Origin of the sequence: Rhizobium centroccidentale, assembly GCF_030182565.1 — a bacterium.
GTDB lineage: Bacteria > Pseudomonadota > Alphaproteobacteria > Rhizobiales > Rhizobiaceae > Rhizobium.
Window position 1 is genome coordinate 142,969 of the sequence record NZ_JAQJCG010000007.1, and the last position, 25,580, is coordinate 168,548.

The 25,580-nt window shown below is 58.8% G+C and carries 25 protein-coding genes, 1 tRNA gene and 1 pseudogene; 15 read left to right on the forward strand and 12 right to left on the reverse strand.

The genetic code is table 11. The features are described from left to right. The first annotated feature begins 12 nt into the window (after positions 1-12). Complete coding sequence (locus PH562_RS11980; protein WP_285173209.1) at positions 13-531, forward strand: GNAT family N-acetyltransferase; 519 nt, start codon at positions 13-15, stop codon at positions 529-531. On the opposite strand, the gene PH562_RS11985 is transcribed toward PH562_RS11980, so the two are convergent. Then, entirely contained in the window at positions 528-989 is a 462-nt protein-coding gene (locus PH562_RS11985; protein ID WP_285173210.1) for a cupin domain-containing protein, read from the reverse strand. The genes PH562_RS11980 and PH562_RS11985 overlap by 4 nt on opposite strands. Positions 990-1,361: 372 nt before the next feature. On the opposite strand from PH562_RS11985, the gene PH562_RS11990 reads away from it, so the two are divergent. The 4 genes and pseudogenes from PH562_RS11990 to PH562_RS30735 form a co-directional block, all read left to right on the forward strand. Further along, on the forward strand, positions 1,362-2,462 hold the full coding sequence (locus tag PH562_RS11990) for a porin (protein ID WP_285173211.1): 1,101 nt from the start codon (positions 1,362-1,364) through the stop codon (positions 2,460-2,462). A 286-nt stretch (positions 2,463-2,748) separates the two neighbouring features. After that, on the forward strand, positions 2,749-3,060 hold the full coding sequence (locus PH562_RS11995) for a hypothetical protein (RefSeq protein WP_095435528.1): 312 nt from the start codon (positions 2,749-2,751) through the stop codon (positions 3,058-3,060). A gap of 515 nt (positions 3,061-3,575) precedes the next feature. After that, positions 3,576-5,387, forward strand: coding sequence for an ATP-dependent nuclease (locus PH562_RS12000; protein WP_285173212.1), 1,812 nt, complete (start codon positions 3,576-3,578; stop codon positions 5,385-5,387). A 44-nt stretch (positions 5,388-5,431) separates the two neighbouring features. Next, a pseudogene (locus PH562_RS30735) lies at positions 5,432-5,593 on the forward strand (IS481 family transposase); the annotation flags it as partial. A gap of 39 nt (positions 5,594-5,632) precedes the next feature. Here PH562_RS30735 and PH562_RS12005 read toward each other — a convergent pair. The 4 genes from PH562_RS12005 to xylF all read right to left on the reverse strand — a co-directional run bounded on the left by PH562_RS12005 (position 5,633) and on the right by xylF (position 9,312). After that, positions 5,633-5,709 (reverse strand) — tRNA-Arg (locus tag PH562_RS12005). Between the two features lie 159 nt (positions 5,710-5,868). After that, positions 5,869-6,651 carry an ATP-binding cassette domain-containing protein gene (locus PH562_RS12010; RefSeq protein WP_069612788.1) on the reverse strand — a complete coding sequence of 261 codons (783 nt, stop codon included), beginning with the start codon at positions 6,649-6,651 and terminating at the stop codon, positions 5,869-5,871. A 15-nt stretch (positions 6,652-6,666) separates the two neighbouring features. Beyond that, positions 6,667-7,980, reverse strand: a complete 1,314-nt coding sequence (locus PH562_RS12015; RefSeq protein ID WP_113230049.1) for a sugar ABC transporter permease — start codon at positions 7,978-7,980, stop codon at positions 6,667-6,669. Positions 7,981-8,271: 291 nt separating this feature from the next. Next, positions 8,272-9,312: a D-xylose ABC transporter substrate-binding protein gene (xylF, locus tag PH562_RS12020; RefSeq protein WP_095435522.1), complete on the reverse strand. Its 1,041-nt coding sequence runs from the start codon at positions 9,310-9,312 to the stop codon at positions 8,272-8,274. 223 nt (positions 9,313-9,535) lie between these two features. On the opposite strand from xylF, the gene PH562_RS12025 reads away from it, so the two are divergent. After that, entirely contained in the window at positions 9,536-10,777 is a 1,242-nt protein-coding gene (locus PH562_RS12025) for an ROK family transcriptional regulator (protein ID WP_285173213.1), read from the forward strand. 60 nt (positions 10,778-10,837) lie between these two features. Here PH562_RS12025 and PH562_RS12030 read toward each other — a convergent pair whose 3' ends face one another. The 4 genes from PH562_RS12030 to iolG all read right to left on the reverse strand — a co-directional run bounded on the left by PH562_RS12030 (position 10,838) and on the right by iolG (position 13,321). Beyond that, positions 10,838-11,461, reverse strand: a complete 624-nt coding sequence (locus PH562_RS12030; protein WP_095435520.1) for an ATP-dependent Clp protease proteolytic subunit — start codon at positions 11,459-11,461, stop codon at positions 10,838-10,840. Between the two features lie 44 nt (positions 11,462-11,505). Then, the gene (locus PH562_RS12035; RefSeq protein WP_285173214.1) at positions 11,506-11,865 is read right to left on the reverse strand and encodes an SRPBCC family protein; all 360 of its coding nucleotides are present in this window, start codon (positions 11,863-11,865) and stop codon (positions 11,506-11,508) included. Beyond that, a complete protein-coding gene (locus tag PH562_RS12040; RefSeq protein ID WP_113230052.1) occupies positions 11,862-12,176 on the reverse strand; it encodes an ArsR/SmtB family transcription factor in 315 nt (104 codons plus the stop codon). Before PH562_RS12040 ends, PH562_RS12035 begins: the two co-directional genes overlap by 4 nt. A gap of 152 nt (positions 12,177-12,328) precedes the next feature. Then, a complete protein-coding gene (gene iolG, locus PH562_RS12045; RefSeq protein ID WP_285173215.1) occupies positions 12,329-13,321 on the reverse strand; it encodes an inositol 2-dehydrogenase in 993 nt (330 codons plus the stop codon). 230 nt (positions 13,322-13,551) lie between these two features. Between iolG and PH562_RS12050 the strand changes: the two genes are divergently transcribed. Continuing rightward, the gene (locus tag PH562_RS12050; protein ID WP_113230054.1) at positions 13,552-13,818 is read left to right on the forward strand and encodes a hypothetical protein; all 267 of its coding nucleotides are present in this window, start codon (positions 13,552-13,554) and stop codon (positions 13,816-13,818) included. Here PH562_RS12050 and PH562_RS12055 read toward each other — a convergent pair whose 3' ends face one another. Both PH562_RS12055 and PH562_RS12060 read right to left on the reverse strand, forming a co-directional pair. Continuing rightward, positions 13,819-14,286 (reverse strand): hypothetical protein, encoded by a 468-nt coding sequence (locus PH562_RS12055; protein ID WP_285173216.1) that lies wholly within the window; start codon positions 14,284-14,286, stop codon positions 13,819-13,821. A 61-nt stretch (positions 14,287-14,347) separates the two neighbouring features. Next, positions 14,348-15,355: a LysR family transcriptional regulator gene (locus PH562_RS12060; protein WP_113230056.1), complete on the reverse strand. Its 1,008-nt coding sequence runs from the start codon at positions 15,353-15,355 to the stop codon at positions 14,348-14,350. Positions 15,356-15,629: 274 nt separating this feature from the next. Between PH562_RS12060 and chvE the strand changes: the two genes are divergently transcribed. The 8 genes from chvE (at position 15,630) to PH562_RS12100 (ending at position 24,747) form a co-directional block, all read left to right on the forward strand. Further along, a complete protein-coding gene (gene chvE, locus PH562_RS12065) occupies positions 15,630-16,694 on the forward strand; it encodes a multiple monosaccharide ABC transporter substrate-binding protein (protein WP_285173217.1) in 1,065 nt (354 codons plus the stop codon). A gap of 104 nt (positions 16,695-16,798) precedes the next feature. Next, a complete protein-coding gene (gene mmsA, locus PH562_RS12070; RefSeq protein WP_285173218.1) occupies positions 16,799-18,337 on the forward strand; it encodes a multiple monosaccharide ABC transporter ATP-binding protein in 1,539 nt (512 codons plus the stop codon). Continuing rightward, the gene (gene mmsB / locus PH562_RS12075; protein WP_132717246.1) at positions 18,334-19,542 is read left to right on the forward strand and encodes a multiple monosaccharide ABC transporter permease; all 1,209 of its coding nucleotides are present in this window, start codon (positions 18,334-18,336) and stop codon (positions 19,540-19,542) included. Before mmsA ends, mmsB begins: the two co-directional genes overlap by 4 nt. Before the next feature lie 116 nt (positions 19,543-19,658). Beyond that, the gene (gene araD1, locus PH562_RS12080; RefSeq protein ID WP_285173220.1) at positions 19,659-20,657 is read left to right on the forward strand and encodes an AraD1 family protein; all 999 of its coding nucleotides are present in this window, start codon (positions 19,659-19,661) and stop codon (positions 20,655-20,657) included. A gap of 66 nt (positions 20,658-20,723) precedes the next feature. After that, positions 20,724-22,157, forward strand: a complete 1,434-nt coding sequence (locus tag PH562_RS12085) for an aldehyde dehydrogenase family protein (RefSeq protein ID WP_285173221.1) — start codon at positions 20,724-20,726, stop codon at positions 22,155-22,157. 62 nt (positions 22,158-22,219) lie between these two features. Beyond that, a complete protein-coding gene (gene araD, locus PH562_RS12090; RefSeq protein ID WP_285173222.1) occupies positions 22,220-23,965 on the forward strand; it encodes an L-arabinonate dehydratase in 1,746 nt (581 codons plus the stop codon). Positions 23,966-24,094: 129 nt separating this feature from the next. Beyond that, positions 24,095-24,340 (forward strand): type II toxin-antitoxin system Phd/YefM family antitoxin, encoded by a 246-nt coding sequence (locus tag PH562_RS12095; RefSeq protein ID WP_285173331.1) that lies wholly within the window; start codon positions 24,095-24,097, stop codon positions 24,338-24,340. Next, positions 24,337-24,747, forward strand: a complete 411-nt coding sequence (locus PH562_RS12100; RefSeq protein WP_285173223.1) for a type II toxin-antitoxin system VapC family toxin — start codon at positions 24,337-24,339, stop codon at positions 24,745-24,747. The genes PH562_RS12095 and PH562_RS12100 overlap by 4 nt, the downstream gene beginning before the upstream one ends. Positions 24,748-24,754: 7 nt before the next feature. Here the strand turns inward: PH562_RS12100 and PH562_RS12105 are convergent, their stop codons facing one another. Then, complete coding sequence (locus PH562_RS12105) at positions 24,755-25,576, reverse strand: transglutaminase family protein (RefSeq protein WP_285173224.1); 822 nt, start codon at positions 25,574-25,576, stop codon at positions 24,755-24,757. Between the last annotated feature and the right edge of the window lie 4 nt (positions 25,577-25,580).

Here is a 25,580-nt window from a genome sequence, read left to right on the forward strand (position 1 = left end):
AGTAGAGGCATCATGATCCGTCGTACCTCACGTCTTTCCCTGCGGATGCCGGAAGAGCGGGATCTCGACTTCGTCACAGCTTTGTTTGCGCGGCCGGAACTGGTCGCCCACAGGCCGGATCCTAGACCGGATTCTCCCGAAGAGAGTGCCCGGCGTCTCGCTCGGGATCAGGCGCACTGGCGCGTGAACGGCTTCGGGCGCTGGGCGATCGAAACGGAAGGACGGCTGATCGGTTTTGGCGGCGTTACCGTCTCGACGGAACTCGAGGGGCTCAATCTCTCCTATCATCTGCACCCCGATTATTGGGGAAGCGGCTATGCGACGGAATTGGTGACGGAGGCATTGGCCTTCGCCTGCCATGATCTGCAGGCGAAACGCGTTATCGGGCTGGTGCGGCCCGTCAACGTTGCCTCCCGGCGCGTTCTGGAAAAATGCGGCTTCGGCTTCGAGCGGGAGGTCATGCTGCATGGCGCTCCGACTCATCTCCTGTCCTTCAAGTTACCGGTGGCAAGCGACGGCGAACAGGGCTAGCCGTCCGGATAGGGCATGCCATCCTTATGCACGAAACGGCCGTCCGTGCTGGAGCTCATCATGTCGACGTCCGAGCAGGTGATGAGATCGGTCGGGGAGCGCGTGCCGGCCTCGAGATAGATTGCCGTGCTATTCGATTTGTTGATCATATGATGGCCGTTGCCGGAGCCCTTCGGGAAGGCCGCGCAATCGCCGGCGCGCAGCACCGTCTCGCCCTCGTCCTCGATCAGCGTCAGCTCGCCTTCCAGCACGTAGACGAATTCATCCTCCTCCAAATGCCAATGCCGCTGGCTCGACCAGTTGCCCGGCGGCAGCCGCATCAGATTGACGCCCAAATCCTTGAGGCCGCCGGCATCGCCCAGTCGCTGCCTGACGCGCTCGGTGGAGTGATCATTGAAAGGAGCGGGATAACGCGTGCCCTTGATTTCCGGCACGGCTGCAACATCGATCTTCGGCATGATGATCCTGCCTGCGATTTGCCATGGATGGATATGCTGCTTGTGTGGTTTCAAGTCTAGCAAGACTCATCGCAGTTAGTCCAGCAATGTATCTCGTAGAGCATGGCTAATCAGGCTTGGTTGCCTGCTTTGTCACCCAGTTGTCACCTGGTTGTCATCGTTCATACACATGTGCGTCGTTTGAGCAACACGCCATATGTAGGTGCTGTCACATATGTTGGGAGCCTTCTTAAATCCTTGTAAAAGCAAAATAGTAAATGCAGCTTACTATCCGGAAGCGAGGCCTTGTGCTTCGAGTTAGGCACTGGAACTTGATGTCGAGCACCCCCAGGTTCGTATCTCGCGCAAGTTCGTTTGAAGGATGGAGTTAGCATGAACATCAAGAGCTTGCTTATCGGATCTGCTGCTGCCTTCTGCGTCGTATCTGGCGCGCATGCGGCTGACGCTATCGTCGCCGCCGAACCGGAGCCGCTGGAATATGTGCGCATCTGTGACGCGTTCGGCGCCGGTTACTTTTTCATCCCTGGCACCGAGACCTGCCTGCGCGTCGGCGGCAAGGTCCGCACCGAAGGCCAGTGGAAGGATCCTTACAATCGCGACAGCAACTTTGGTACCAAGTGGCATACCCGCGCCGAACTCAACCTCAATACCGCGACGGACACCGAATACGGTCCGCTGAAGACCGAGACCATCGTGCGTTGGGATTGGAACGATGGCGGCTCGACCGGCACGAACTTGCTTTGGGCCTATATTACCCTCGGCGGCTTCACCGTCGGTAAGACCGATTCTCAGTACAACCAGTTCGTCGGCTATGCCGGCGACGTGATCCAGGACGACGTCATCTATGACGGTCCGTACGAATTGAACCAGCTGACCTACAACTACGACAGCGGCACGGGCTTCACGGGCGTCATCTCGCTCGAAGACAGCAATTCCGGAACCACCACCAGCGCCTATGGCGGCAGCTGGCAGCTTTCGAAGGCTGATCACTACGCTCCGAACGTTGTCGCCGGTCTGGGCTACAAGGCCGGCGCCTGGCAGTTCCGCGTGGTCGGCGGTTATGATTCCATTGTCGAGGAAGGTGCCATTAAGGCGCGTATCGATGCCGATTTCGGCGTCTTCTCGGCCTTCCTGATGGGTGGCTGGAATACCGATGGCGACAAGCTCAACCAGTATGCCGGTTCGAACCAGAACGTCTCGGCCTGCACGACATCCGATGGCGTCGTTCACGGCGCGGATTGTGGTTGGGGTGATTGGGCCGTCTGGGGCGGCGTCGGCGTTCCGATCGACGACAAGCTGAAGTGGAACGTTCAGCTTGCCTATACCGACTCCAAGATCTTCGAAGCGACCACGAACGTCAAGTTCAACCCGGTCAAGAACCTGCTGGTCGAGCCAGAGTTCACCTACGTTCACTATGATCTGCCGAGCGACGATACCTTCTCAGGTATCCTGCGTTTCGAACGGACCTTCTGAGGCTTTTGGCCCAGCTGATCTTCACAGAATGAGGCCCGGTCTTCCTATCGGGCCCTATCTATCTTGACGGACGATTTCTAAATCTCCGTCAGCATCGCATCCTGCCGACAGGCGCCATGCGATGCATGGTGACCTCCAGCGCAGACGTATCCAGACGGGCGCCAGGTCATCCTTGGCAGTGGTCAAACAGCCGATAAGGGAAGTCGGTTCACTGTCACAAATCCAATGCTAATCAACGACTATCTCATTTTCGATAGCGCCCTTCGGCGCGACCAAAGGAAGCCCCATGAAGACGATCATCATACTTGCCGCAATTGGAATGTTCTCCACGAACGCGATGGCCATGTCGGCCTATAATTCCAAGTCGATGACCTGTGCCGCCGTGCATGAAAAGATGGCCCAGGAAGGCTCGATCGTGCTGAGATATCCCTCACACCATCCGGGCTTGATGATGTACAGCCGGACGGTATCGAATTCGATGGCTTGCCTGGGGCAGGGTGCCATGGCCAGCGCCAGCGTGCCTACCAGCGACGATCCCAGCTGCAAGATCAAGACCTGCAGCTTTGCGACCGGCAAGGGGCCGAATAAGAATCATTGAGGTGGTGGTGCGGAGCCATGTGGCGGGAGCTCTATCCCGCCGCGTGATTGCACTGTTGGATCGTCTTCATTCAGATATCAGGCCAGCTTGCTGTTCGTCCGCGAACAGCTCATTCAAGCGCTCCTTGGGCATGCTTAAGAAGAGTCCTTCCCACCACATAAGCGTGGATTCCAAACACTGATTTTATTAATGTTTCCCGAAATTCGTGCGTCTAAATGCGGATTCTGGCGCCATAAGTTCGGACTATTCAAACAGGATCATCCATAAACGTGGATTCAAGAATCACGACCCGAGTATCTGCTTGAACCCGATTGCGTTGGCACGGCGGATCAATTGAATCATGCTATCGAAGATCATCTACAAGAGGCCCGTGTACGAGCGATGCCGGGAGAACATCCTGATCTGCACACGGAATGCGCGATCCTGTGGAGGCTCGACAACGAACCGGCAATTGCATTGGACGCTGTGAAATATCCGTGTACGCTCAAACAATATCCGACGAAGGTGGGCGACATATGAGACTGACAAAGTTCCGAATTTTGAACTACCGCAACATCATGGACTCGAGCTGGGTCACGACTACAGACGTCACCGCGTTCGTCGGCCAGAACGAGGCAGGTAAGAGTAATCTTTTTGAGGCACTTTACTGCCTGAATCCTTACGTCGATGGCGCGGCCTACAACGACGCCGAGGATTGGCCTGTCGACAATTGGAAAGGTCGCAAGGACGCCAAAGGCAAGAGGGTTTGTGAAGCCTTCTTCAGCCTGACGTCCGAGGACATTCAGTCCCTGTTTGCAGCCGCGCATACTCCGGAAAAATCCGCTGAAACGGAGACAGAACCAACCATTGCCAAACCCTTGACGCTTCCGGCTTCCTTAGATCTGTTCGCCTGCAGGAACTACGGACAGCCCACTCTCTTCGTTGTAGTCGGAGCCGATGAACTGGGTCTCGATGTCACGAAAGTGTCTGCATGGGCAAAGGCTCATCTTCCGAAATTCGTGCTTATCCATGACTACAATTTTTCTGGAACGCAGGTCGAACTCGATCAACTCAAGCAGCGGTGGGATGCTGTCGGAAGGTCGAACCGACATCTCCTGTCGACAGAGGATCAAACCATACTGATCGTGCTCGATCTCGCCCAGATCGACATAGACGACTTCGTGCAGAAGGGAACCTCGGCAGACGGCCGGACCATCAGGCAGTTCGACAAGCGTGCCGCGTCCGCCTATCTGACGCAGCAGTTTCAGCGCCTATGGACGCAGAAGAAGGTTAAGTTCGATATTGATATCGACGGTCCCACGCTAAACATCTTCGCCGAGGATGAATCCATCGGGTTCCCTGTCAGGATGCATCGACGCTCCACCGGTTTTCGTTGGTACGTGTCTTTCGCTTGGAAGTTCACGCATGCCAGCGATGGCGAGTTCGAGAACTGCATACTCCTGCTGGAGGAGCCAGGTGTCCACCTACATTACAGCGGCCAGCGAGATCTCCTGAAAGTGTTCGATGATCTGGCCGAAAAGAACACCATCCTTTACACGACCCATCTTGCCTCAATGGTGGATCAGGCAAACCCAGAGAGAGTGCGTATCGTAGAGACTCAGGACAACCATCTCGCGATCAATCATGGCGTCGTCAGTGCGCAAGCCGCTCCTATGGCTGTCATCGAAGCATCGCTCGGTCTTACGGCCGATCTTGCTGGGATGCTTGGAAATCGCAAGGTGCTAATCGTTGAGGGTGGAACCGACGCGCTCATCCTGAACAAGTTGTCGAGCATCCTGTCTGCGGGCGGGAAGACAGGACTTTCAGAACAGGTCTATATGTGGCCCGCGGCCACGTCGACGAAGGCACCGATGTATGCTGCTTTCGCCATTGGTCAGAGGTGGAATGCTGGGGTGTTGCTGGATAGCGATGAAGCCGGTCTGAGCGCGAAGAAGAAGATCTCGGAGATGGGTCTGAAAGAACTCGCTTCCAATGAGGGCTATGATTTCCGCGTAATGATGCTGGGAGAAGCTTCAGGCATCAAAAAGACGGATGTCGCGATAGAAGACCTCTTTCCCGACGATTTCTTCAGAGAATGCGTCAATCGAGCTTATGGCCTCGGCATAAGGGATGGGGACTTGCCGGTTGACGGGTCGACCTTGATTTCCAAGAGAGTAGAAAAAGTCCTATCTTCACGATACGGCAAGACGCTCGACAAGAAGCTTGTTCTTGGCGAGATGTTAAAAGTGTTTGATATCTGGAAGACGGTTGCCGATCTTCCTGCGGAGACCGTTGCTGCTGCAGAAAAGCTCTTCAAAGCGATAAACGCGGCATTCTCCGCCACGTGAGTTTCGTTGTAATGGCAATGCCGGCGTCAGAGCATCCTGACGGCGTCATCGCCGGTCAGGCCGTCGGCATCAAACAGGTTGAAGACCATATCTGGCTTACAAGCTTTATGGATTACGATCTGGGATACTTCGATGATGAGACATGCAGGCTTGAACCCTTGCTGAACCCCTTCGGTCCAAAAGTGTTACCTATGTCTCAGGAATAAAACGTAACCTATGTGTCCACAACGGACCCCGAGAACAAATGGCGCACCCGACAGGATTCGAACCTGTGACCTTTGGAATCGGAATCCAACACTCTATCCAGCTGAGCTACGGGTGCATGCCTTGGCGGTTTTGAATCGCCTGTCCGATGGCTGGTTCTTAGCCTAGGAAGCGCTTGGCTTCAATCGGGAAAATTCAGGAAAGCGTGAGATCGGACATTTTGGTGGGGAGGCCGCGGGCTTTTGACGCGCGGCCTCGGTTTCGGTGGCCGGATCGCTTATTCCTTCATGGCGCCGGGGCCGGGGGTGGCCTTTGGCGGCACCTTGCCGAGGATGATCATGCCGAGAACTTCGTCCTTGGTGACATCTTCGGTGCGGGCGTGGCCGACGACCTGGCCGTTTTTCATGACCGACACGCGGTCGGCAAGGTCGAAGACATCGTGGATGTCGTGGCTGATGAGGAAGATGCCGATGCCCTCCTTCTTCAACTGCTTGATCAGTTCGCCGACCTGCGCTGTCTCCTGCGGGCCGAGTGCCGCGGTCGGCTCGTCCATGATCAGGATTCGGGCATCGAAGAGGATGGCGCGGGCGATCGCGACCGACTGGCGCTGGCCGCCGGAGAGCGCCTTCACCGGCTCCTTGAAGCGCTTGAAGTTGGGGTTGAGGCGCCCCATCACTTCGCGGGCCTTGGCCTCCATCGCGACATCGTCGAGCGTGCCCCAGCGGGTCTGCAGCTCGCGGCCGAGATAGAGGTTGGCGGCAGCATCGACATTGTCGGCGACGGCGAGCGTCTGATAGATCGTCTCGATGCCGTATTTCTTGGCGTCGCGCGGGCTGCGAATATCGGCTGGCTCGCCGTTGATCAGGATATCGCCGCTGTCGCGCTTGTAGGCGCCCGAAAGGATCTTGATCAGCGTCGACTTGCCGGCGCCGTTATGGCCGAGGAGCGCTACGACTTCGCCGGGGTAGAGATCGACCGAGGCGTTGTCGACCGCGTGGATGCCGCCGAAGGAGATGGAAATGTTCTTCATTTCCACAAGCGGAGTGGTTTGATCCGTCATGGTTCAGAATTCCTTTTACTTGGCGCGCGAGCGATAGACGATGTCGAGCCAGACGGCGATGACGAGCACGACGCCGACCACGACGTTCTGGATCGGCGTATCGACATTGGCGAGCCCCATGCCCGATTGCAGCGACTGCATGACGAGGGCGCCGAGCATGGCGCCGGCGATGGTGCCGCTGCCGCCGGCAAGCGACGTGCCGCCGATGACGGCCGCGGCGATGGTGAAGAGTTCGTAGGTCGTCCCTTGCGAATTGGCGGCGGCGTTCAGGCGGGCGGTGGAGATAGCGGCGGCGACCGCCGCAAGCAAGCCCATCAGCCCGAAGATGCGCACCGTCACCCAGCGAGTCTTGATGCCCGCGAGCTCGGCTGCCTCCGGATTGCCGCCGATCGCGAAGACGTAGCGGCCGAAGCGCAGTCGGGTGGCGATGAAGGTCATGACAATGCCGATGCCGACGGCGATCAGCACGGGCACGGCGATGCCGTAGGGGATATCGAGGCCGGTCTCGGGCCAGGTAATATTGTGTTCGGTCGCGTATTTCTTCGCGATGCCGACCGGCCAGTAGTAGATGTTGAACACATAGATGGTGCCGAGGACCAGAACCGAGCCGAGGATGGCGAGGAAATATTCGGCCCAGAGCGGGCGGCGCGGGAAGTTGAAGCGCTTGCGCTGATGCCGCCCGCCGATAATGCCGAGCACGATGAAGACACAGGCGAGCACACCGAGTATCCAGCTCCAGGTGGCGCCGATCGAGCCTTCGGCACCGCCGCCCATGATGCGGAAAGTCGCATCGAGCGGGGCGACCGTCTGGCCGCTGGTGACATACCAGGCAAGGCCACGCCAGGCGAGGAAGCCGCCGAGGGTGACGATGAAGGAGGGGACATTGAAGAAAGCGATGATCACGCCCTGGAAGGTGCCGAGCAGCGTGCCGACTGCGAGGCCGCAGACCAGGGTAATCGCCCAGGTCCAGGAACTGTCGAAGCCGAGATAGGTCGGCAGATATTTTGCCTGTATGACGCCCATCACCATGGCGACGAAACCGAGCAGCGAGCCGACGGAAAGATCGATGTTGCGGGTGACGATGACGAGCACCATGCCGGTGGCGAGCACGGCGATTTCGCAGGTCTGTACGGAAAGGTTCCAGAGATTTCGAGGCGTCAGGAACAGCCCGCCGGTATAAAGATCGAAGCCGATCCAGATGACCAGCAGTGCGCCGACCATACCGAGCAGGCGGGTATCGATTTCGGTTGCACGCAGGAAGCGCGTGATGGCGCCTTCTTCTGCATTGCGCGGACCGCTCGATGTTGTGGAATGTGTCATGTCGGCCATCGCTTTGCCGTTCTCCCACTTGTTGGGCGCAGGCCCGCGAATGCTCTTTCTCGATCGCTGGGCAGTATCCGCGCTGGTCACAATAGACGTCATCGCTCGCCCATCCGGTTCTCCCGGGTCCACGACCGCCATCCGGCAGGCCGATCGGATATGCGATGACGCAACACATGCGGGAGGCCTTCATTCCCATTCTGGGCTTGGTTGCGGGCCTCTCATCCGCATTCGACGCCGCAATGGAGAGCCCCTTGCGGCGTCGGCATTATCTTCGGGTCAGCCCGTCAAGCCGGGTGCTTATTTGCAGGCAGCGACACTGCCGGCCTTGACGCCCTGGCAGGCTTCAGCCTTGGAGATCCAGCCTGCGTCGATGACGACGTTCAGGTTGTCCTTGGTGATCGGGATCGGGGTCAGGAAGACCGACTTCATGGCGACGTGTTTCGGGCCGCCGTTGAAGGTCTGAACGCCTTCGATCTGGTCCTGGGTCTTGCCGCCGGCAAGAGCGAGGGCGATTTCAGCGGCGCGCTTGCCGAGTTCGCGCGAGTCCTTCCAGACCGAAACGGTCTGCGTGCCGAGCGCGATGCGGTTCAGAGCGGCCTTGTCGGCATCCTGGCCGGAAACCGGCACGGAGCCTGCGAGCCCCTGGGCGTCGAGGGCAGCAACTGCGCCGCCGGCGGTGCCGTCGTTGGAGGCGACGACCGCGTCAACCTTGTTGTTGTTGGCGGTCAGGAACTGCTCCATGTTGCGCTGCGCGTTCTGCGGCAGCCAGCCGTCCGTATAGGCTTCGCCGACGTTCTTGATCTTGCCGGCGTCGATGGCGGACTTCAGCACTTCGATCTGGCCGGAGAACAGGAAGTCGGCGTTCGGGTCGGACGACGAACCCTTGATGAAGACATAGTTGCCTTCCGGCTTTGCCTTCAGCACTTCGCGAGCCTGCATACGGCCCACTTCCTTGTTGTCGAAGGTGATGTAGAAGGCTGCCGGATTTTCGATCAGGCGGTCATAGCCGACAACCGGAATGCCTTCGTCGGCGGCCTTTTCAACGGCCGGGCCGATGGCATCGGAATCCTGGGCGAGAATGATGAGGGCGTTGGCACCTTGCGAAATCAGCGACTCGACATCGGTCAGCTGCTTGGAAGCGGACGACTGGGCGTCGGCGGAAATATACTTGGCGCCGGCGGCTGCAAGCGCTTTCTTGATGGCTGCTTCATCCGTCTTCCAACGCTCTTCCTGGAAGTTCGACCAGGAAACGCCGACGACGAGATCCTTGGCGAAGGCAGTGGTCTGCATGGTCAAAACGATGGCCGCGCCCGCAGCCAGCTTGATGAAAGCTTTCATGTGATCCTCCCGAGTGAATGCGACCGCACGTATCCTGAACTCCCGTCGGCCGCGGCGAAAATGCTGACAAGAAAAGCTTTGGACTTTTTTCTCGACAGTCGAGAAATTTAGTGTCAGAGATTTTTTCAGCTGTCAACACCCGCACTACCAGGTTTCATCGGTCATCCGAAAAAGCTATCACGGGCTGCGGAGGAGGAGGGTTGAATGAGCAGGGAGTTCGCCAATGCTGGCCAAATCGAGCACCGAATTGGTCCGTCAAAAGAACAGCGCTTTGGTCCTGTCGGCGCTGCGCCGGCATGGCCCGCTTGCCCATACCGAGCTTTCTGATTTCACGAAGCTCTCCTCCGCGACCGTATCGGTCATCACGGCGGATCTCGAGCGGGCGCAGATCATCGAAAAGGCGGAGCAACAGGCGGCCGGCGGCCGCGGGCGGCCGCGCGTCCTGTTTTCGCAACGGCGCGATTGCGGCTATCTGATCGTCGTCGTCATCTCGTCGGATGCCGTGCAATATTCGCTCGTCGATTATACCGGTCGGCTGATCGACCGCTTTACCGAGGACAGGCAGCAGAACGCTACGGGTGTCGAGAGTTTCGTGGCCGGATTGCGCGATGCCCTAAACCGGATCGTCACCCGCTCGCAATTATCGCGCGAAAAGGTGCTGATGATCTCGATCAGCAGCAAGGGGCTCGTCGGTGCTTCGGAGCCAGTGCTGCGCTGGTCTCCGATCTTCGGGCGTGACGAGATCGATTTCGCTGCCGTGCTTCGCGACGAGTGGTCGGCGCAGATCATTCTCGGCAACGAGACTTTGCTGGTGGCTGCCGCGCTCGGGCGGCAGGAAGAAATCGATACGCGCGGTGATTTTCGCGCAATGGCGGCGCTATCGCTCGGCCATAGCATCGGGCTTGGTATCGTACGCCGAGACCATGAAGGCCATCACCAGATATCGGCACCGAATTTCGGGCATATGATGCATGTGCCCGGCGGCGGCCTTTGCCGCTGCGGCGCGCGGGGATGTATCGAGGCGTATGCCGGTTTCTACGCCATGCTGCGCACGGCCTTCGATGTGCCGCTCGATACGATCCCGGCGAAGTTCGTGCCGATCGCCGAGCTCGACAAGATCGCCGCGAGCGCGCGCCACGGGGGGCGCCGCAATGTACTGGCCTTTCGCCAGGCCGGCCTGGCGCTCGGCAACGGCCTTTCGCGTGTCTTGAGCCTGCACGAGCGAATGCCGATCGTCATCACAGGGCCGGGCGTACGCTACTATGATCTGCTGATCGAGGGCATAACCGAAGGTTTGGCGGAATCGCATGTCGTGCGCATGGAGGGTATGCCGGAGCTGCGAGTCATCGTCGACGAGCCAACGCTCGTCTTCGAAGGGCATCTGGACCGCGCATTCTCGATCATCGACAATGATATCGTGAAGAGGGGAGGCTCGATCGTGGAGCTGCGCGACCAAGCGGGCTGAGAGGCGTGAGGACAGGGCAGGGCTTAGCAATGCGCTTGGCCGTAGGGGTCGTCATCTTAATCAATCTGCCAGGCCTAAAGGCTGTTCGTCTTCGCGGACCTGAAGGATACGGTCGATCAGCCCCCATTCGAGAGCTTCTTCCGCCGTCATGAAGTGGTCGCGGTCCATGGCGCGTTCGAACTCTTCATAGGAGCGGCCGCAATGCTCGGCATAGAGTCGCGTCATGCGATGCTTCGTTCGCCTCATTTCTTCCGCGTGGATAAAGATGTCCGATGCTTGTCCCTGGAAACCGCCCAATGGCTGGTGAATATGGATGCTGGCATTTGGAAGCGCGGAGCGCTCACCCGGCTGGCCTGACATCAAGAGGAAAGAGCCCATCGAACGAGCGGTTCCCATGCATAGCGTATGCACCGGCGCGCGGATGTAACGCATGGTGTCATACATTGCGAGACCGCTGGTCACGACGCCACCGGGCGAATTGATGTAGAGATGGATCGGTCTCTTGGGATTTTCGGCTTCGAGAAACAGCAGTTGCGCGCAGACGAGAGCTGAGACGTCGTCGTTGACCTCACCATTCAGGAAGATGATTCTCTCGCGCAGCAGGCGGGAATAGATGTCGAAAGATCGCTCCCCTCTGCTGGACTGTTCGACGACCATAGGGACGAGTTGCATCGCTTCGCGCATCGGCGAACTCCAATGTTCTTGAAATTGTTGATCTATTCAGAGCGTCAGGCGGCGCGCATGACGGTCAGGCCGTTATTGTTTGCTGCAGCTCTTTCCGTTTCGCGAATCCGAACGTCATCGAGCTCGTGGATGATCCGCAGGCTGGTGCCACCGCTTGCGTTTGAAGATATTCTGAAAGTCACGGTGCTTTCGAGGAAGGGCGGTGCGTCGTCTCGCAGCCTGTAGCTGACTTCCTTGCCGGGCGTGACCGATATCGCCTCGGGATTGGCCAAGGCCTCCTGCGGCAGCCAGTTTTGGCGAAGCTCAGGGGTGCTGATTGCACGCCAGACTTTCTGCGGCGGTTCGTCGAGCTGGTATTCCAGCTCGATGCCGTTCTTTCGCTCAGGGATCTCGGGATTGTTCATTGATCCATATCCTTCAGCAACACCTTGAGAGCTTCGATGCGGGCGGGCCAGTATGCGCGGTATTTCGCCAGCCATTGGGCGATGAGGGCAAGCCCCTCCGGATCGACTTCGTAATTCACGAAACGCCCCTGTCGTTCTTCCCTGACCAGCCCGGCGCTTCGCAGAACCGCGAGATGCTGGGACATGGCCGGCTGGCTGATGTCGATACCTTCACGCAGGGCGCTGGCATTCATGCCGCCCGTCGCCAGCTTCTCGAAGATGGCGCGGCGGGTCGGATCGGCCAAAGCCCGGAATATCTCATTCTCTATCATGTCGAACAAATAAGCATGGACTTATGTGATTCGCAAGAGGTTCCATCCAGGTCTCTATGGAGTTCCGGATCGCGCCAAAGAAAAAGTCCGCCGCGAATGGAAATCGCGGGGGACTTTTGGGAGGATCACATTCCTTGCGGAATGGAGACGGCTCAGTCGATCTTTACCAGACGGCCTTCCTTGACCGACTGCAGGGCAGCATCCGCCAGCTTCAGCGCGGCAAGACCATCGGCACCCGATGGTGTGATGGTGGTGCCTTTTTCGATCGCGGCGATGAAGCTTGCGATCTCGTTGGCATAGGCTTCGGTGTAGCGCGTCATGAAGAAATCATGCAGCGGCGGGCGGGTGTAGCCATCGCCGTTGGCGACTTCGATGGAGAAGGGGCGCTGGTTTTCAGCCGAAACCAGGCCCTTCGAGCCATGGATCTCGATGCGCTGATCGTAGCCGTAGGTGGCGCGACGCGAGTTGGATATGATTGCCTGCTTGCCAGATGCCGTCTGGAGGATGACGGAAACGCTGTCGTAATCGCCGGCTTCGCCGATTGCCTTGTCGACGAGAACTGCGGCAGTTGCGGTGACGGCAACCGGTTCTTCGCCGAGCAGGAAGCGCGCCATGTCGAAGTCGTGGATCGTCATGTCGCGGAAGATGCCGCCGGAGCGCTTGATGTAATCGACCGGCGGGGCGCCCGGATCGCGCGAGGTGATCGTCACCATTTCGACCGTGCCGATGCGGCCTTCGTCGATGGCTTTCTTGACAGCCATGAAATGTGGGTCGAAGCGGCGGTTGAAGCCGACCATCAGCTTGCCCTTGGTCTCATTGACGACCTTGATGCAGGCTTGGACACGAGCAACGTCGAGATCGACAGGCTTTTCGCAGAAGATGGCCTTACCGGCGCGGGAGAAGCGCTCGATCAGATCGGCATGGGTATCGGTCGGCGTGCAGATGACGACGGCGTCGATATCCTTGGCGGCTTCGATCGCTTCGATGGTGCGGACTTCGCAGCCATAGGCGGACGCGATTGCTTCCGCGGCCGCCGGAAAGGCATCCGCGACGGCGACGAGCTTGGCATTGGCATCGCCGCTGACGGCTTTTGCATGCACCTTGCCGATGCGTCCGGCGCCGAGCAGACCAAATCTGACAGTCATTTTTACCTCCCTGGATTCGGAATAAATGGACCGAATGTAAATCTCTATGGAATTTTCATTCCATTTTCCGATCGCGGCGTCAAGCCGCCTGGACTTCACAATCTCAAAATCGCCGTTCGATGGCGGCTTAGCCGAAATCCGTCCGCGAAACCTTATTTTATGCAGACGGCTTCACAATTTTCCCGATGATGCGCTAAAGACATGTCTTCTTGAACAGGCAAAAGAAACCCATGCAACTGATCGATCCCAGCCATCCCATCTATAAGCCGCTTTGGGTGCGCATCCTCATCGTGGCCGTCTGCTTTGGCTGGGCAGCCGTCGAAACGCTGGGCTCGCAGCCGTTCTGGGCAATGCTGTCTGGCGCGCTCGGCGCCTATTCGGCGTGGATGCTGCTCTTGAATTTCAAGCCGCAACCGCCTGCAGCAGCAACCAGCGATGCGTCCGCGCAGGACGATGCCGCCGAGGATGATGAGCCGCCCTCCGAGGACAAGAAATAATCATCGTCCGAGGCGGCGTATGGCTTCGTCGATCAGCTGGTTGGCTAGCGTCATGCGGATCGTCGCCTGTTCGCGGAAGAGGGCAGCGACGCTGTCTGGATGATTGGCCTTGGCGAAGCTGCGGCGTTTTTCCTGCAGAGCTTCGCGTGTGAGGTCGGAGGTGATTGCGAGCTCGGCGGCAACCTCTTCCCGCGATGTTCGTGCCAGATGTTCTGGCATGATCGGCAGCTCCGGCTTTTGCGGAGCGGGTTCGGGCTCCGGGTCCGGCAGGATGACGGGATCGCCGAGATTGTCGCGGTATGCTTCGTCTGGCCGGTGGGCGTCCGGCGTCTCGCCGCCTAGCACCGTTGCGGCAAAGCTGACGTTCAGACCGCGGATACGATGCGCGGCCTCTTCCTGTTCCGCAGCTTCCTCTTCACCGTCGAGGCGATCGAGCACGGATTGAAACAATGATTGCTTGAACAGCATGTGTGGTCTCCACGCCAAGCTTCATAGGAGAGGAAGTTGGCGCGGAGCTTATGGTTTGCATTTATGTCAGCGAGAGATGCCGGCTCTCTTCCAGGATCATGTCGTGCAGCAGCCGCGCGCTCGGCGGCATGGCGCGTTCGCGGGCGGTGATGAGGCTATAGGGCCTTACGTCGATATCGAAATCGATCGGAAGGATGGAGGATTCGCCCGCCTGGGAGGTCTGCCCGCATATGAATTGCGCCATGTCGAGCGCAATCGGCGCGATCGCATCCGTCTTGCAGACCACCGCCAGCGTCAACAGCAAGGATGAGGTGTTGACGACATTTTCCGGCAGGGGCACGCCGGCAGCAAGGAAAATGTCTTCCACCTTGCGGCGAAGCAGCGTGCCCGGCGGCTGGAATACCCAGTCGTAACCGGCCAGATCATGCAGGCCGGCAACGCCCTTCTCGAGCAGCGGATGCCCGTTGCGGACCACCAGGCAGGCTTTCTCGACGCCGATCTCATGGGCGGTGAACAGACGCGGATCGAGGTCGTCCGGGATGCGGCTGATGATGAAATCGTGGCGAGCCGCCAGCAGCTCGCGCGCAAGCACATTGCTGTTCTCGACCTCGATATTGATCTCTATGCCGGGATAGGTGCGTGTCACGCGCTGGATCGCCGGGACGACAAGGCTGATTGCCGGCGCGGTCACAGCCCCCAGAAAGACCGAGCCACCCCTGCCGGTTCGCAAGGCGCCAAGCTCCCGGCCTGCCTCGCGCAGCTCCAGCAGGATCTTGCGCGCCCGCTTGGCCAAAGCGAGGCCAAAAGGGGTCAAGACGACGCCTCTGGCGACACGCTCGTAAAGCGGGCTTTTGACAATCGACTCCATTTCTGAGAGCATGCGTGAAGCCGCAGGTTGTGACATGTTCATGGACTCAGCGGCCGCTGAAATTTGCCCGTGATCCTCGATCGTGACGATCATGCGGAGGTGATTGAGCTTCAAACCGGCTTTCAACAACGCATCGTCGCGAAAACTGTCGGAATGAATCTCAATGCCATCGCTCACATAATCGTTATATATTTTCTCCATAACGGCCAATTTTCCCCTTCATCGGCAAAAAAGTACTATTTTTTAACATTATACCAAACTTGGTATATATTTAGCCAGTTATTCTATTTGACAGTTATACGAAATCGTACGAGTTTGCCGATTGTGCGCTGGGTACAGCTCATAAACCGTGAGAGCGTGGAGGAGACCTACTTCGTTTCTCACAATTAGAAGTAAATCATTCCTTCTACGGAACCTGCCGCAGTTTCGGGCGGGCATTTTTTGTCCGCCGCATTTAACAACAAGGGAGAGAGTAATGAAATCCATTATCTCATTGATGGCCGGCGCTGCGTTCGGCGTCGCTACGCTGGTGGTACCTGCCTTCGCGGCGGACAAGGGCACGGTAGGCATCGCCATGCCGACCAAGGCTTCGGCACGCTGGATCGATGACGGCAACAACATCGTCAAGCAGCTCCAGGCTGCCGGTTACGGCACCGACCTGCAGTATGGCGACGACGACATTCCGAACCAGCTCTCGCAGATCGAGAACATGGTCACCAAGGGCGACAAGGTCCTCGTCATCGCTTCGATCGACGGTACCACGCTGTCGGACGTCCTGCAGAAGGCTCACGATGCCGGCATCAAGGTCATTGCCTATGACCGCCTGATCCGCAACAGCGGCAATGTCGACTACTATGCGACCTTCGACAACTTCAAGGTCGGCGTCCTGCAGGCTGGCTCGATCGTCGACGCTCTCGGCCTCAAGGATGGCAAGGGCCCGTTCAACATCGAGCTGTTCGGCGGTTCTCCGGACGACAACAACGCCTTCTTCTTCTATGATGGCGCAATGTCGGTCTTGAAGCCGTATATCGACAGCGGCAAGCTGGTCGTAAAGTCCGGCCAGATGGGCATGGACAAGGTCGGTACGCTGCGTTGGGATCCGGCAACGGCCCAGGCTCGTATGGATAACCTGCTGTCGGCCTACTACACCGATAGTCACGTCGATGCCGTTCTGTCTCCGTATGACGGTCTGTCGATCGGTATCCTTTCCGCGCTCAAGGGCGTCGGCTACGGTTCCGGCGGCGTGAAGCTTCCGATCGTCACCGGTCAGGACTCCGAAATTCCGTCGGTCAAGTCGATCATTGCTGGCGAACAGCATTCGACGATCTTCAAGGACACCCGTGACCTCGCCAAGGTCACCGTCAACATGGTCAACGCCCTGATGGAAGGCAAGACGCCTGAAGTCAACGACACGAAGACCTACGACAACGGTGTCAAGGTTGTTCCGTCCTACCTGCTGACCCCGGTCGCAGTCGACAAGACCAACTACGAGAAGGTTCTCGTCGAGGGCGGTTACTACAAGGCTGATCAGCTGAAGTAATCTTCCGACATAGCGGTCAGGGCTCGCTCAATGCGAGCCCTGGCTTTGATATTTAAGACGATCGCGCGGTCTGCTATGTTTGATCGCGGCGTTGGATACGGACAATGGACAATACCATTCTCGAAATGCGGAACATAACCAAGTCGTTCCCCGGTGTGAACGCTTTGGAAAATGTCAATCTGAAAGTCCGTCAGGGTGAGATTCATGCTTTGGTCGGCGAAAACGGAGCCGGCAAATCTACCCTCATGAAGGTGCTATCGGGTGTCTATCCGGCCGGCACTTACGACGGCGACATCTATTACGATGGGGCGGTCCGTCAGTTCAAGACCATCAGGGATTCCGAAGACATCGGCATCATCATCATTCACCAGGAGCTGGCGCTCGTTCCGCTCCTGTCGATTGCCGAAAATATCTTCCTCGGCAATGAAGTTGTCGCCAATGGCATGATCAATTGGCAGGAAACCTTCGGCCGGACCAAACAGCTTCTCTCCAAAGTGGGCCTCAAGGAATCTCCGAATACGCTCGTGACCGACATCGGTGTCGGCAAGCAGCAGCTCGTCGAGATTGCGAAGGCCCTGTCGAAGAGCGTCAAGCTGCTCATTCTCGACGAGCCGACGGCATCGCTCAATGAAAACGACTCCGATGCTCTGCTCAATCTCCTCATGGAATTCCGCAACCAAGGCATCACGTCGATCATCATCACGCACAAGCTCAACGAAGTGCGCAAGGTGGCCGACCAGATCACGGTGTTGCGCGACGGCATGACGGTGAAGGCACTGGACTGTCACGAGGAAGAGATCAGCGAAGACATTATCATTCGCAACATGGTTGGCCGCGAGCTGGCTGACCGCTATCCGCCGCGCTCGGTGCCGATCGGCGAAACGATCTTCGAAGTTAAGAACTGGAACGCTTTCCATCAGCAGCATCGTGATCGCCAGGTCCTGCACAATATCAACATCAATGTACGCAAGGGCGAAGTGGTCGGCATTGCCGGCCTGATGGGCGCTGGCCGCACTGAATTCGCCATGAGCGTCTTCGGCAAATCCTATGGCCACAAGATCAGCGGCGAAGTCTTCCTCGAGGGCAAGCTGGTCGATACCAGCACGGTGCGCAAGGCGATCGATGCCGGTCTTGCCTATGTGACCGAAGACCGCAAGCAGCTCGGCTTGGTTCTGACCAACAGCATCCTGCACAACACGACGCTTGCCAATCTGCTTGGCGTTTCCAAGGCGACCGTCATCGACGATGTGCGCGAGTTGCAGGTGGCGACGAACTATCGCTCCAAGCTGCGCATCCGTTCGTCCGGTGTCTTCCAGGAAGCGGGCAACCTCTCCGGCGGCAACCAGCAGAAGGTGGTGCTGTCGAAATGGCTGTTCTCGAACCCGGACGTTCTGATTCTCGATGAGCCCACACGCGGCATCGACGTCGGCGCCAAATATGAAATCTATTCCATCATCAACCAGCTTGCCGCCGACGGAAAGGGCGTTCTGATGATTTCATCGGAAATGCCCGAGCTTCTCGGCACGTGCGACCGCATCTACGTCATGAACGAAGGTCGCATCGTAGCTGAACTGCCGAAGGCAGAGGCAAGCCAGGAGAGCATCATGCGCGCTATCATGCGCTCAGGGGAGAAACAACAATGAGTTCGGCCAACCCAGCCACAGAAAGCAGCCACGTCGTTTCGATCGGCGACCATATCCGCAACAACATCCGGGAATACGGCATGTTGATCGCGCTCGTCGTCATCATGCTGCTGTTTCAGTACTTGACGAACGGCGTTCTCTTCAGGCCGCAGAACCTGACCAACATCGTGCTGCAGAACTCGTTCATCGTCATCATGGCGCTCGGCATGCTGCTTGTTATCGTGGCCGGCCATATCGACCTTTCCGTTGGCTCCGTCGTCGGTTTCGTCGGGGCGGTAGCGGGCGTCCTTGTCGTGCAGATGCATATGAATCTCGCGCTCGCGACGGTCATTTGCCTGCTGATGGGTGCCGCGGTCGGCGCCTGGCACGGATATTTCATCGCCTATCACCGCATTCCGTCGTTCATCGTGACATTGTCGGGCATGCTGGTTTTCCGCGGCCTGACCTATACGATCATCAATACGACCGGTAACGGCAGCAGCATCGGTCCGTTCCCGCCGGCATTCCAGATCGTTGCAACGGGCTTCATCCCGGATTTCGTCGATATGGGCGGTATCCATTCGACGTCGATTCTGCTGACGGTCGCCATCCCGATCGTGATGTTCTTCCTGTCATGGCGCCGCCGCACCGTCAACGAAAAGCACGGTATCGATGTCGAGCCGTTCAGCTTTTTCGTCGCCCAAAATCTGGTTGTTGCCGCCGCCGCCATCTTCATCGGCTACCAGATCTCCTCCTACAGAGGCTTGCCGAACGTTCTGGTTCTCATGCTGCTTTTGATCGCGCTCTACAGCTTCGCCACACAGCGCACGACGATCGGCCGCCGCATCTATGCCATGGGCGGCAATGAGAAGGCGACGAAGCTCTCAGGTATCGATACCCGCCGCCTGACCTTCTACACCTTCATCAACATGGGCATCCTGGCGAGCATCGCCGGCATCATCATCGCGACGCGCCTGAATTCGGCAACCGCGAAGGGCGGTGACGGCCTCGAACTCGACGTCATCGCAGCCTGCTTCATCGGCGGCGCTTCGGCCTCCGGCGGCGTCGGCAAGGTAACGGGTGCTGTCATCGGCGCTTTGATCATGGGTGTCTTGAACCAGGGCATGTCGATCCTCGGCTACCAGACGGACTCGCAGAAGATGATTAAGGGTGCGGTGCTGCTCGCCGCCGTGTTCATCGACGTCTACAACAAGAACAAGGGTTGATCGCTTAGCGATCAACCCAGCTTTTAAAACCAAATCCATGACAGAGTCCGGCTCTCGCTGAGCGCCGGAACGGTAGAACGCATCCGATCTCTGTCTGTTAGGAAAGGATGAAAGACATGCTCATCTCGCAGATCAAGGGTTCGAACGGTGAGATCGTCGTTGCGGTCCGCAATGGACCCGGCGAAGCTGCCAAGGCCGTCGTCAATGGCGGCAGCGTCTACAAGCTTGCGATCGAAGCTGCCGATAGCGGCAAGTCGCTCGCTTCGGTCATCGAGGCCCATGGTTTCGGCGAGTCAATCGATCTCGACAAGGCCTATGCCGAAGGCCGCTTCCTGCCGCCGATCACGCATCCCGATGCTGCCCATCTGCACTTGACCGGCACGGGCCTGACGCATCTGGGTTCCGCGGCTACGCGCGATTCCATGCACAAGAAGACGACGGAAGCCGCTGAGGAGACGCTGACCGACTCCATGAAGATGTTCAAGATGGGCATCGAGGGCGGCAAGCCGAAGGCGGGCGAGAAGGGCGTGCAGCCGGAATGGTTCTACAAGGGCAACGGTTACGGCGCCGCGGCGCCGGGTGCCGCGCTAGTGTCGCCTTCCTTCGCGCTTGACGGTGGTGAAGAGCCGGAAATGGCTGGTATCTATGTCATCGCCAAGGATGGCACGCCGTTCCGCATCGGCTTTGCACTGTCGAACGAATTTTCCGATCACGTCACCGAACGGATCAACTATCTCTATCTCGCCCATTCCAAGCTGCGTCCGGCAAGCTTCGGCCCGGAAATCCGCATCGGAGCGGCGCCGGAAGACATTCGCGGCACGTCCCGCATCAAGCGTGGCGACAAGGTGATCTTCGAAAAGCCGTTCCTGTCGGGTGAAGCGAACATGTCGCACACCTTCGCGAACCTTGAATATCACCACTTCAAGTACGGCATCTTCCGTGTTCCGGGCGACGTGCATGTGCACATGTTCGGTACGGCGACGCTTTCGTTCGCCGAGGGCATCAAGCCGGAAGTCGGCGATGTCTTCGAAATCGAAGTTGGCGAATTCGGTCTGCCGCTGCGCAATCCGCTGGCGATCGATGCCGAGGAAGAGGTGGCTGTTCGCCAGCTGTAATTTGTCGAACCCGGCCGCCAGGGATCGGCCGGGTATTTTCAATACGATCCAGGAAGGCATGACGCCATGACCATTCATCAGAACTTGATCGCCGGGGAGTGGACGGGGACGAACGGCACCGAGAACATCAACCCGTCGGATACGAACGAGGTCGTCGGCCTCTATGCGAGCGCAAGCACGCAGGATGTCGCGGATGCGATCGCTGCCGCCAAGGCCGCTTTTCCGACTTGGTCGCGTTCCGGTATCCTCGAGCGTCATTCCATCCTGAGAAAGACCAGCGACGAGATTCTCGCCCGCAAGGACGAGCTCGGCGCGCTGCTGGCCCGCGAGGAAGGCAAGACCTTGCCCGAGGCGATTGGCGAGACGATCCGCGCCGCGCAGATCTTCGACTTCTTCGCTGGCGAGGCGCTGCGCCTGGCAGGCGAGGTGCTTCCTTCCGTGCGCCCGAACATCGGCGTCGAGATCACCCGCGAGCCGCTCGGCGTCATCGGCATCATCACGCCCTGGAACTTCCCGATCGCCATTCCCGCCTGGAAAATCGCGCCGGCGCTCTGCTACGGCAACACCGTCGTCTTCAAGCCGGCCGATCTCGTGCCCGGCTGCTCCTGGGCAATCGTTGATATTCTCCACCGCGCTGGCCTACCGAAGGGCGTGTTGAACCTCGTCATGGGCAAGGGTTCGATCGTCGGCCAGGCAATGCTCGACAGCCCGGTTCTTTCCGGCATCACCTTCACCGGTTCGGTCGGCACCGGCAAGCGCGTGGCGCTGGCCTCCGTCGAGCATGGCCGCAAGTATCAGCTGGAAATGGGCGGCAAGAATCCGATGGTGGTGCTTGACGATGCCGATCTGACTGTTGCTGTCGAGGCGGCTGCCAATTCCGCCTTCTTCTCGACCGGCCAGCGGTGCACGGCCTCGTCGCGCCTGATCGTCACCGAAGGCATTCACGACCGGTTCGTGGCCGCCCTGACGGAAAAGCTGAAGACGCTGAACGTCGATAACGCGTTGAAGTCGGGCACGCATATCGGCCCGGTCGTCGATGCCAAGCAGCTGAAGACGGATACCGACTATATAGAGATCGGGCGGCAGGAAGGCGCCAAGCTTGCCTTCGGCGGCGAACTCGTCAACCGCGACACGCCCGGCTTTTACCTCCAGCCGACGCTCTTCACGGAAGCGACGAACCAGATGCGCATCAGCCGCGAAGAGATCTTCGGCCCGGTTGCTTCCGTCATCCGCGTTAGGGATTACGAGGAAGCCTTGGCCACGGCCAACGACACGCCGTTCGGCCTGTCCTCGGGCATTGCCACGACGAGCCTGAAGCATGCGACGCATTTCAAGCGCAATGCGGAAGCCGGCATGGTGATGGTCAACCTGCCGACGGCAGGCGTCGATTTTCACGTGCCGTTCGGCGGCCGCAAGGGCTCGTCCTTCGGTCCGCGTGAGCAGGGCAAATATGCCGCCGAATTCTTCACCACCGTCAAGACGGCTTACACGCTCGCCTGATCATCGATTTCAAAGTCCAGGCGCGAACGAGGCGGCCTGGGCGACGCAAAGGGTATTGAGACATGAAAAAGAAAGCTGAATGGCCGCGCAAGCTGCGCTCCTATGACTGGTTCGGCGGCACAGGCAAGAATGCGATCATGCATCGCTCCTGGATGAAGAACCAGGGCCTGCCGGCCGATACGTTCGACGGCCGTCCGATCATCGGCATCTGTAACACCTGGTCGGAGCTGACGCCCTGCAACGCGCATCTGCGCGATCTTGCAGAGCGCGTAAAGCGCGGTGTCTACGAGGCGGGCGGTTTCCCCGTGGAATTCCCGGTCTTCTCCGTCGGCGAAAGCACGCTGCGCCCGACGGCAATGATGTTCCGCAATCTGGCGGCCATGGACGTGGAAGAAGCGATCCGCGGCAATCCGGTCGATGGCGTCGTGCTGCTCGGCGGTTGCGACAAGACCACGCCGAGCCTGTTGATGGGTGCGGCTTCCGTCGACATCCCCGTCATTCTCGTTTCCGGCGGCCCGATGCTGAACGGCAAGTGGCGCGGCAAGGATGTCGGCTCCGGCACGGCGATCTGGCAGTTCTCAGAAATGGTGAAATCCGGCGAGATGTCGCTGGACGAATTCATGGACGCGGAGCAGGGCATGGCCCGCTCGGCCGGCAGCTGCATGACCATGGGCACGGCCTCAACCATGGCGTCGATGGCCGAAGCGCTCGGCATGACCTTGCCCGGCAATGCCGCCATCCCGGCAGTGGATGCACGCCGCCGTGTTATCTCGCAGCTGTCAGGCCGTCGTATCGTCGACATGGTCAAGGAAGACCTGAAGCCTTCGGACATTCTGACCAAGGAAGCTTTTGAGAACGCGATCCGCGTCAATGGTGCCGTCGGTGGCTCCACCAATGCAGTGCTGCACCTTTTGGCGCTCGCCGGCCGCATCGGTGTCGATCTCTCGCTGGACGATTGGGATCGTCTCGGCCGCGAAGTGCCGACGATCGTCAACCTGCAGCCGTCGGGCAAGCACCTGATGGAAGAGTTCTACTATGCCGGCGGTCTGCCCGTCGTCATCAAGGCGGTTGGCGAAATGGGCCTGCTGCATAAGGACGCCATCACGGTTACGGGCGACACGATCTGGGCCGGTGTGAAGGATGTCGTCAACTACAATGACGACGTTATTGTCCCGAAGGAAAAGGCACTGACGCAGTCGGGCGGTATCGCCGTTCTGCGCGGCAATCTCGCACCGAAGGGTGCCGTCCTGAAGCCATCGGCCGCTTCGCCGCATCTGATGCAGCACAAGGGCCGTGCCGTGGTCTTCGAGAGCATCGAGGACTACCACGCCCGCATCAACCGTGACGATCTCGATATCGACGAGAACTGCGTCATGGTGCTGAAGTATTGCGGCCCGAAGGGTTATCCGGGCATGGCCGAAGTCGGTAACATGGGCCTGCCGCCGAAGGTGCTGAAGAAGGGCATCACCGACATGATCCGCATTTCTGATGCGCGCATGTCCGGTACGGCCTACGGCACCGTCATCCTGCACACGGCTCCAGAAGCAGCCGATGGTGGCCCGCTGGCGCTGGTTCAAAACGGCGACATCATCGCTGTCGACGTTCCCGCCCGCACCATCCAACTCGAAGTGTCGGATGAGGAACTGGCAAAGCGCCGCGCCGCCTGGGTTTCCCCGGTCAAGCCGCTTACCGGCGGCTATGGCGGTCTTTACGTGAAGTCGGTCATGCAGGCCGACACCGGCGCCGACCTCGACTTCCTTGTCGGCCCGCGCGGCTCGGAAATCCCGAACAACCGTGACAGCCATTGAGATTGGTGTCTGGAGTTTGATAGGGGCGGGGCGAAAGCTCCGCCCCTTCTTCATTCCCGCACTTTGTGGTATTGACCATCTCGCTTTAGATGACCATATTTTATGTACATCTGTACGGGAGTTGTGTCCATGTCTGTCAAATCTGTCGGCGCCGCCGAATTCAAAGCGAAATGCCTTCATCTGATCGATCAAATGGGCAACGACGGAGAGCCCATTATCATTACGAAGCGTGGAAAGCCGGTCGCTTTGTTGGCCCCCGCGCCGGAGAAATCAAATCGCCCCAGTATCATCGGCGCGATGAAGGGCAGTGTTCTCCAATATGACGATCCGTTTCTGCCTGTTGTCGATGCTGAAGAATGGAATGCGGCGCATTGATCGTCATCGATACGCATGTTCTGATCTGGGCTATGCATGACGATCCGAGGCTGAGCGCGCGGGCTCGTGAACTTATCGATGAAACAACGGCGCGCAGTCGCATTCTGATCTCGGCGATCACGCCTTGGGAAGTCGCCATGCTTGCTGAGAAGGGGCGTATCGCACTTGGTGACGACGTCGGCCGTTGGCTCGGCACGGCACTCGCCTTACCCGGTTTGGAGCTAGCTCCCATAGAGCCACAGATCGCAGTGGATAGTGTTCGGCTGCCGGGTGAATTCCATGCCGATCCGGCAGACCGGATTATTGTGGCAACAGCGCGCTTTCATCGGATTCCGCTGCTGACAGCCGATGATGCAATCCTTCGCTATGGCGGCAAAGGCCATGTCGAGGTTTTCCCTGCCGGGTGAATTGCGGCTATTGGCTCTGGCTCTGGCTCTGCCCCTGGCTTGCCACCGATACCTTGACGGTAAGTGTTTCGCCCGGTGTGCCGATCCGCATGCCAGACACGGGAGCGGCGTCGCGATAGCAGAGGCCGGTCGCGATGCGGACGTAGCGGGCGTCGGGGCAGACGTCGTTGGCTGGATCGAAGCCGACCCAGCCGAGGCCGGGAATATGGGCTTCCGCCCAGGCATGCGTGGCTGCCTGCTCGTTCTTGCCTTCCATCATCAGGTAGCCGGAGACGTAACGGGCAGGGATCTGCAACGCACGGGCGCCGGCGAGGAAAATATGGGCGTGGTCCTGGCAGACGCCGCTCTTTGCCTCCAATGCCTGCTCCGCTGTCGTTTCAGTGTCACTGGTGCCCGGCTTGTATTCCACGGTCTCGTGGATTGCCTTCATCAACGCGTGCATCTTGCCGAGCTCGTTGTCGCCGGAAACGCCGCGCAACAGCTCCTTCGTCAGCTTGCCCGCCTTGGTGCGCGGCGATTCCCGCAAAAAGAGCCAGAGCGGGCTGAAGCCCACATGTGGGCCGATCACGCCGTTCAGATCCTGTGTCTCGACTTCGCCCGATGCGATGATCCTGGTGGAATCCTGTTGGCCGTCGAGGGAAACGAGCGTGGCGCGATTGCCGAACTGGTCGTCATATTCCACCTCGGGCTTGGCGCCTTCGACCGAGAGTTTCCAGTTGATGACCGTCTGCCCAACGCCCGTTAGCGGCGTGAGGTGCAGCCGCTGCAGCGAAAATTGCGCCGGCTCGTCGTAGCGATATTCCGTGATATGGCTGATCGTCAGTCTCATGATA

Bases quoted from the DNA above. Each gene is read 5' to 3' on its own strand.
- PH562_RS11980 (WP_285173209.1), top strand. From the start codon at position 13: ATGATCCGTCGTACCTCACGTCTTTCCCTGCGGATGCCGGAAGAGCGG.
- PH562_RS11985 (WP_285173210.1), bottom strand. From the start codon at position 989: ATGCCGAAGATCGATGTTGCAGCCGTGCCGGAAATCAAGGGCACGCGT.
- PH562_RS11990 (WP_285173211.1), top strand. From the start codon at position 1,362: ATGAACATCAAGAGCTTGCTTATCGGATCTGCTGCTGCCTTCTGCGTC.
- PH562_RS11995 (WP_095435528.1), top strand. From the start codon at position 2,749: ATGAAGACGATCATCATACTTGCCGCAATTGGAATGTTCTCCACGAAC.
- PH562_RS12000 (WP_285173212.1), top strand. From the start codon at position 3,576: ATGAGACTGACAAAGTTCCGAATTTTGAACTACCGCAACATCATGGAC.
- PH562_RS12010 (WP_069612788.1), bottom strand. From the start codon at position 6,651: ATGACGGATCAAACCACTCCGCTTGTGGAAATGAAGAACATTTCCATC.
- PH562_RS12015 (WP_113230049.1), bottom strand. From the start codon at position 7,980: ATGGCCGACATGACACATTCCACAACATCGAGCGGTCCGCGCAATGCA.
- xylF (WP_095435522.1), bottom strand. From the start codon at position 9,312: ATGAAAGCTTTCATCAAGCTGGCTGCGGGCGCGGCCATCGTTTTGACC.
- PH562_RS12025 (WP_285173213.1), top strand. From the start codon at position 9,536: ATGCTGGCCAAATCGAGCACCGAATTGGTCCGTCAAAAGAACAGCGCT.
- PH562_RS12030 (WP_095435520.1), bottom strand. From the start codon at position 11,461: ATGCGCGAAGCGATGCAACTCGTCCCTATGGTCGTCGAACAGTCCAGC.
- PH562_RS12035 (WP_285173214.1), bottom strand. From the start codon at position 11,865: ATGAACAATCCCGAGATCCCTGAGCGAAAGAACGGCATCGAGCTGGAA.
- PH562_RS12040 (WP_113230052.1), bottom strand. From the start codon at position 12,176: ATGATAGAGAATGAGATATTCCGGGCTTTGGCCGATCCGACCCGCCGC.
- iolG (WP_285173215.1), bottom strand. From the start codon at position 13,321: ATGACTGTCAGATTTGGTCTGCTCGGCGCCGGACGCATCGGCAAGGTG.
- PH562_RS12050 (WP_113230054.1), top strand. From the start codon at position 13,552: ATGCAACTGATCGATCCCAGCCATCCCATCTATAAGCCGCTTTGGGTG.
- PH562_RS12055 (WP_285173216.1), bottom strand. From the start codon at position 14,286: ATGCTGTTCAAGCAATCATTGTTTCAATCCGTGCTCGATCGCCTCGAC.
- PH562_RS12060 (WP_113230056.1), bottom strand. From the start codon at position 15,355: ATGGAGAAAATATATAACGATTATGTGAGCGATGGCATTGAGATTCAT.
- chvE (WP_285173217.1), top strand. From the start codon at position 15,630: ATGAAATCCATTATCTCATTGATGGCCGGCGCTGCGTTCGGCGTCGCT.
- mmsA (WP_285173218.1), top strand. From the start codon at position 16,799: ATGGACAATACCATTCTCGAAATGCGGAACATAACCAAGTCGTTCCCC.
- mmsB (WP_132717246.1), top strand. From the start codon at position 18,334: ATGAGTTCGGCCAACCCAGCCACAGAAAGCAGCCACGTCGTTTCGATC.
- araD1 (WP_285173220.1), top strand. From the start codon at position 19,659: ATGCTCATCTCGCAGATCAAGGGTTCGAACGGTGAGATCGTCGTTGCG.
- PH562_RS12085 (WP_285173221.1), top strand. From the start codon at position 20,724: ATGACCATTCATCAGAACTTGATCGCCGGGGAGTGGACGGGGACGAAC.
- araD (WP_285173222.1), top strand. From the start codon at position 22,220: ATGAAAAAGAAAGCTGAATGGCCGCGCAAGCTGCGCTCCTATGACTGG.
- PH562_RS12095 (WP_285173331.1), top strand. From the start codon at position 24,095: ATGTCTGTCAAATCTGTCGGCGCCGCCGAATTCAAAGCGAAATGCCTT.
- PH562_RS12105 (WP_285173224.1), bottom strand. From the start codon at position 25,576: ATGAGACTGACGATCAGCCATATCACGGAATATCGCTACGACGAGCCG.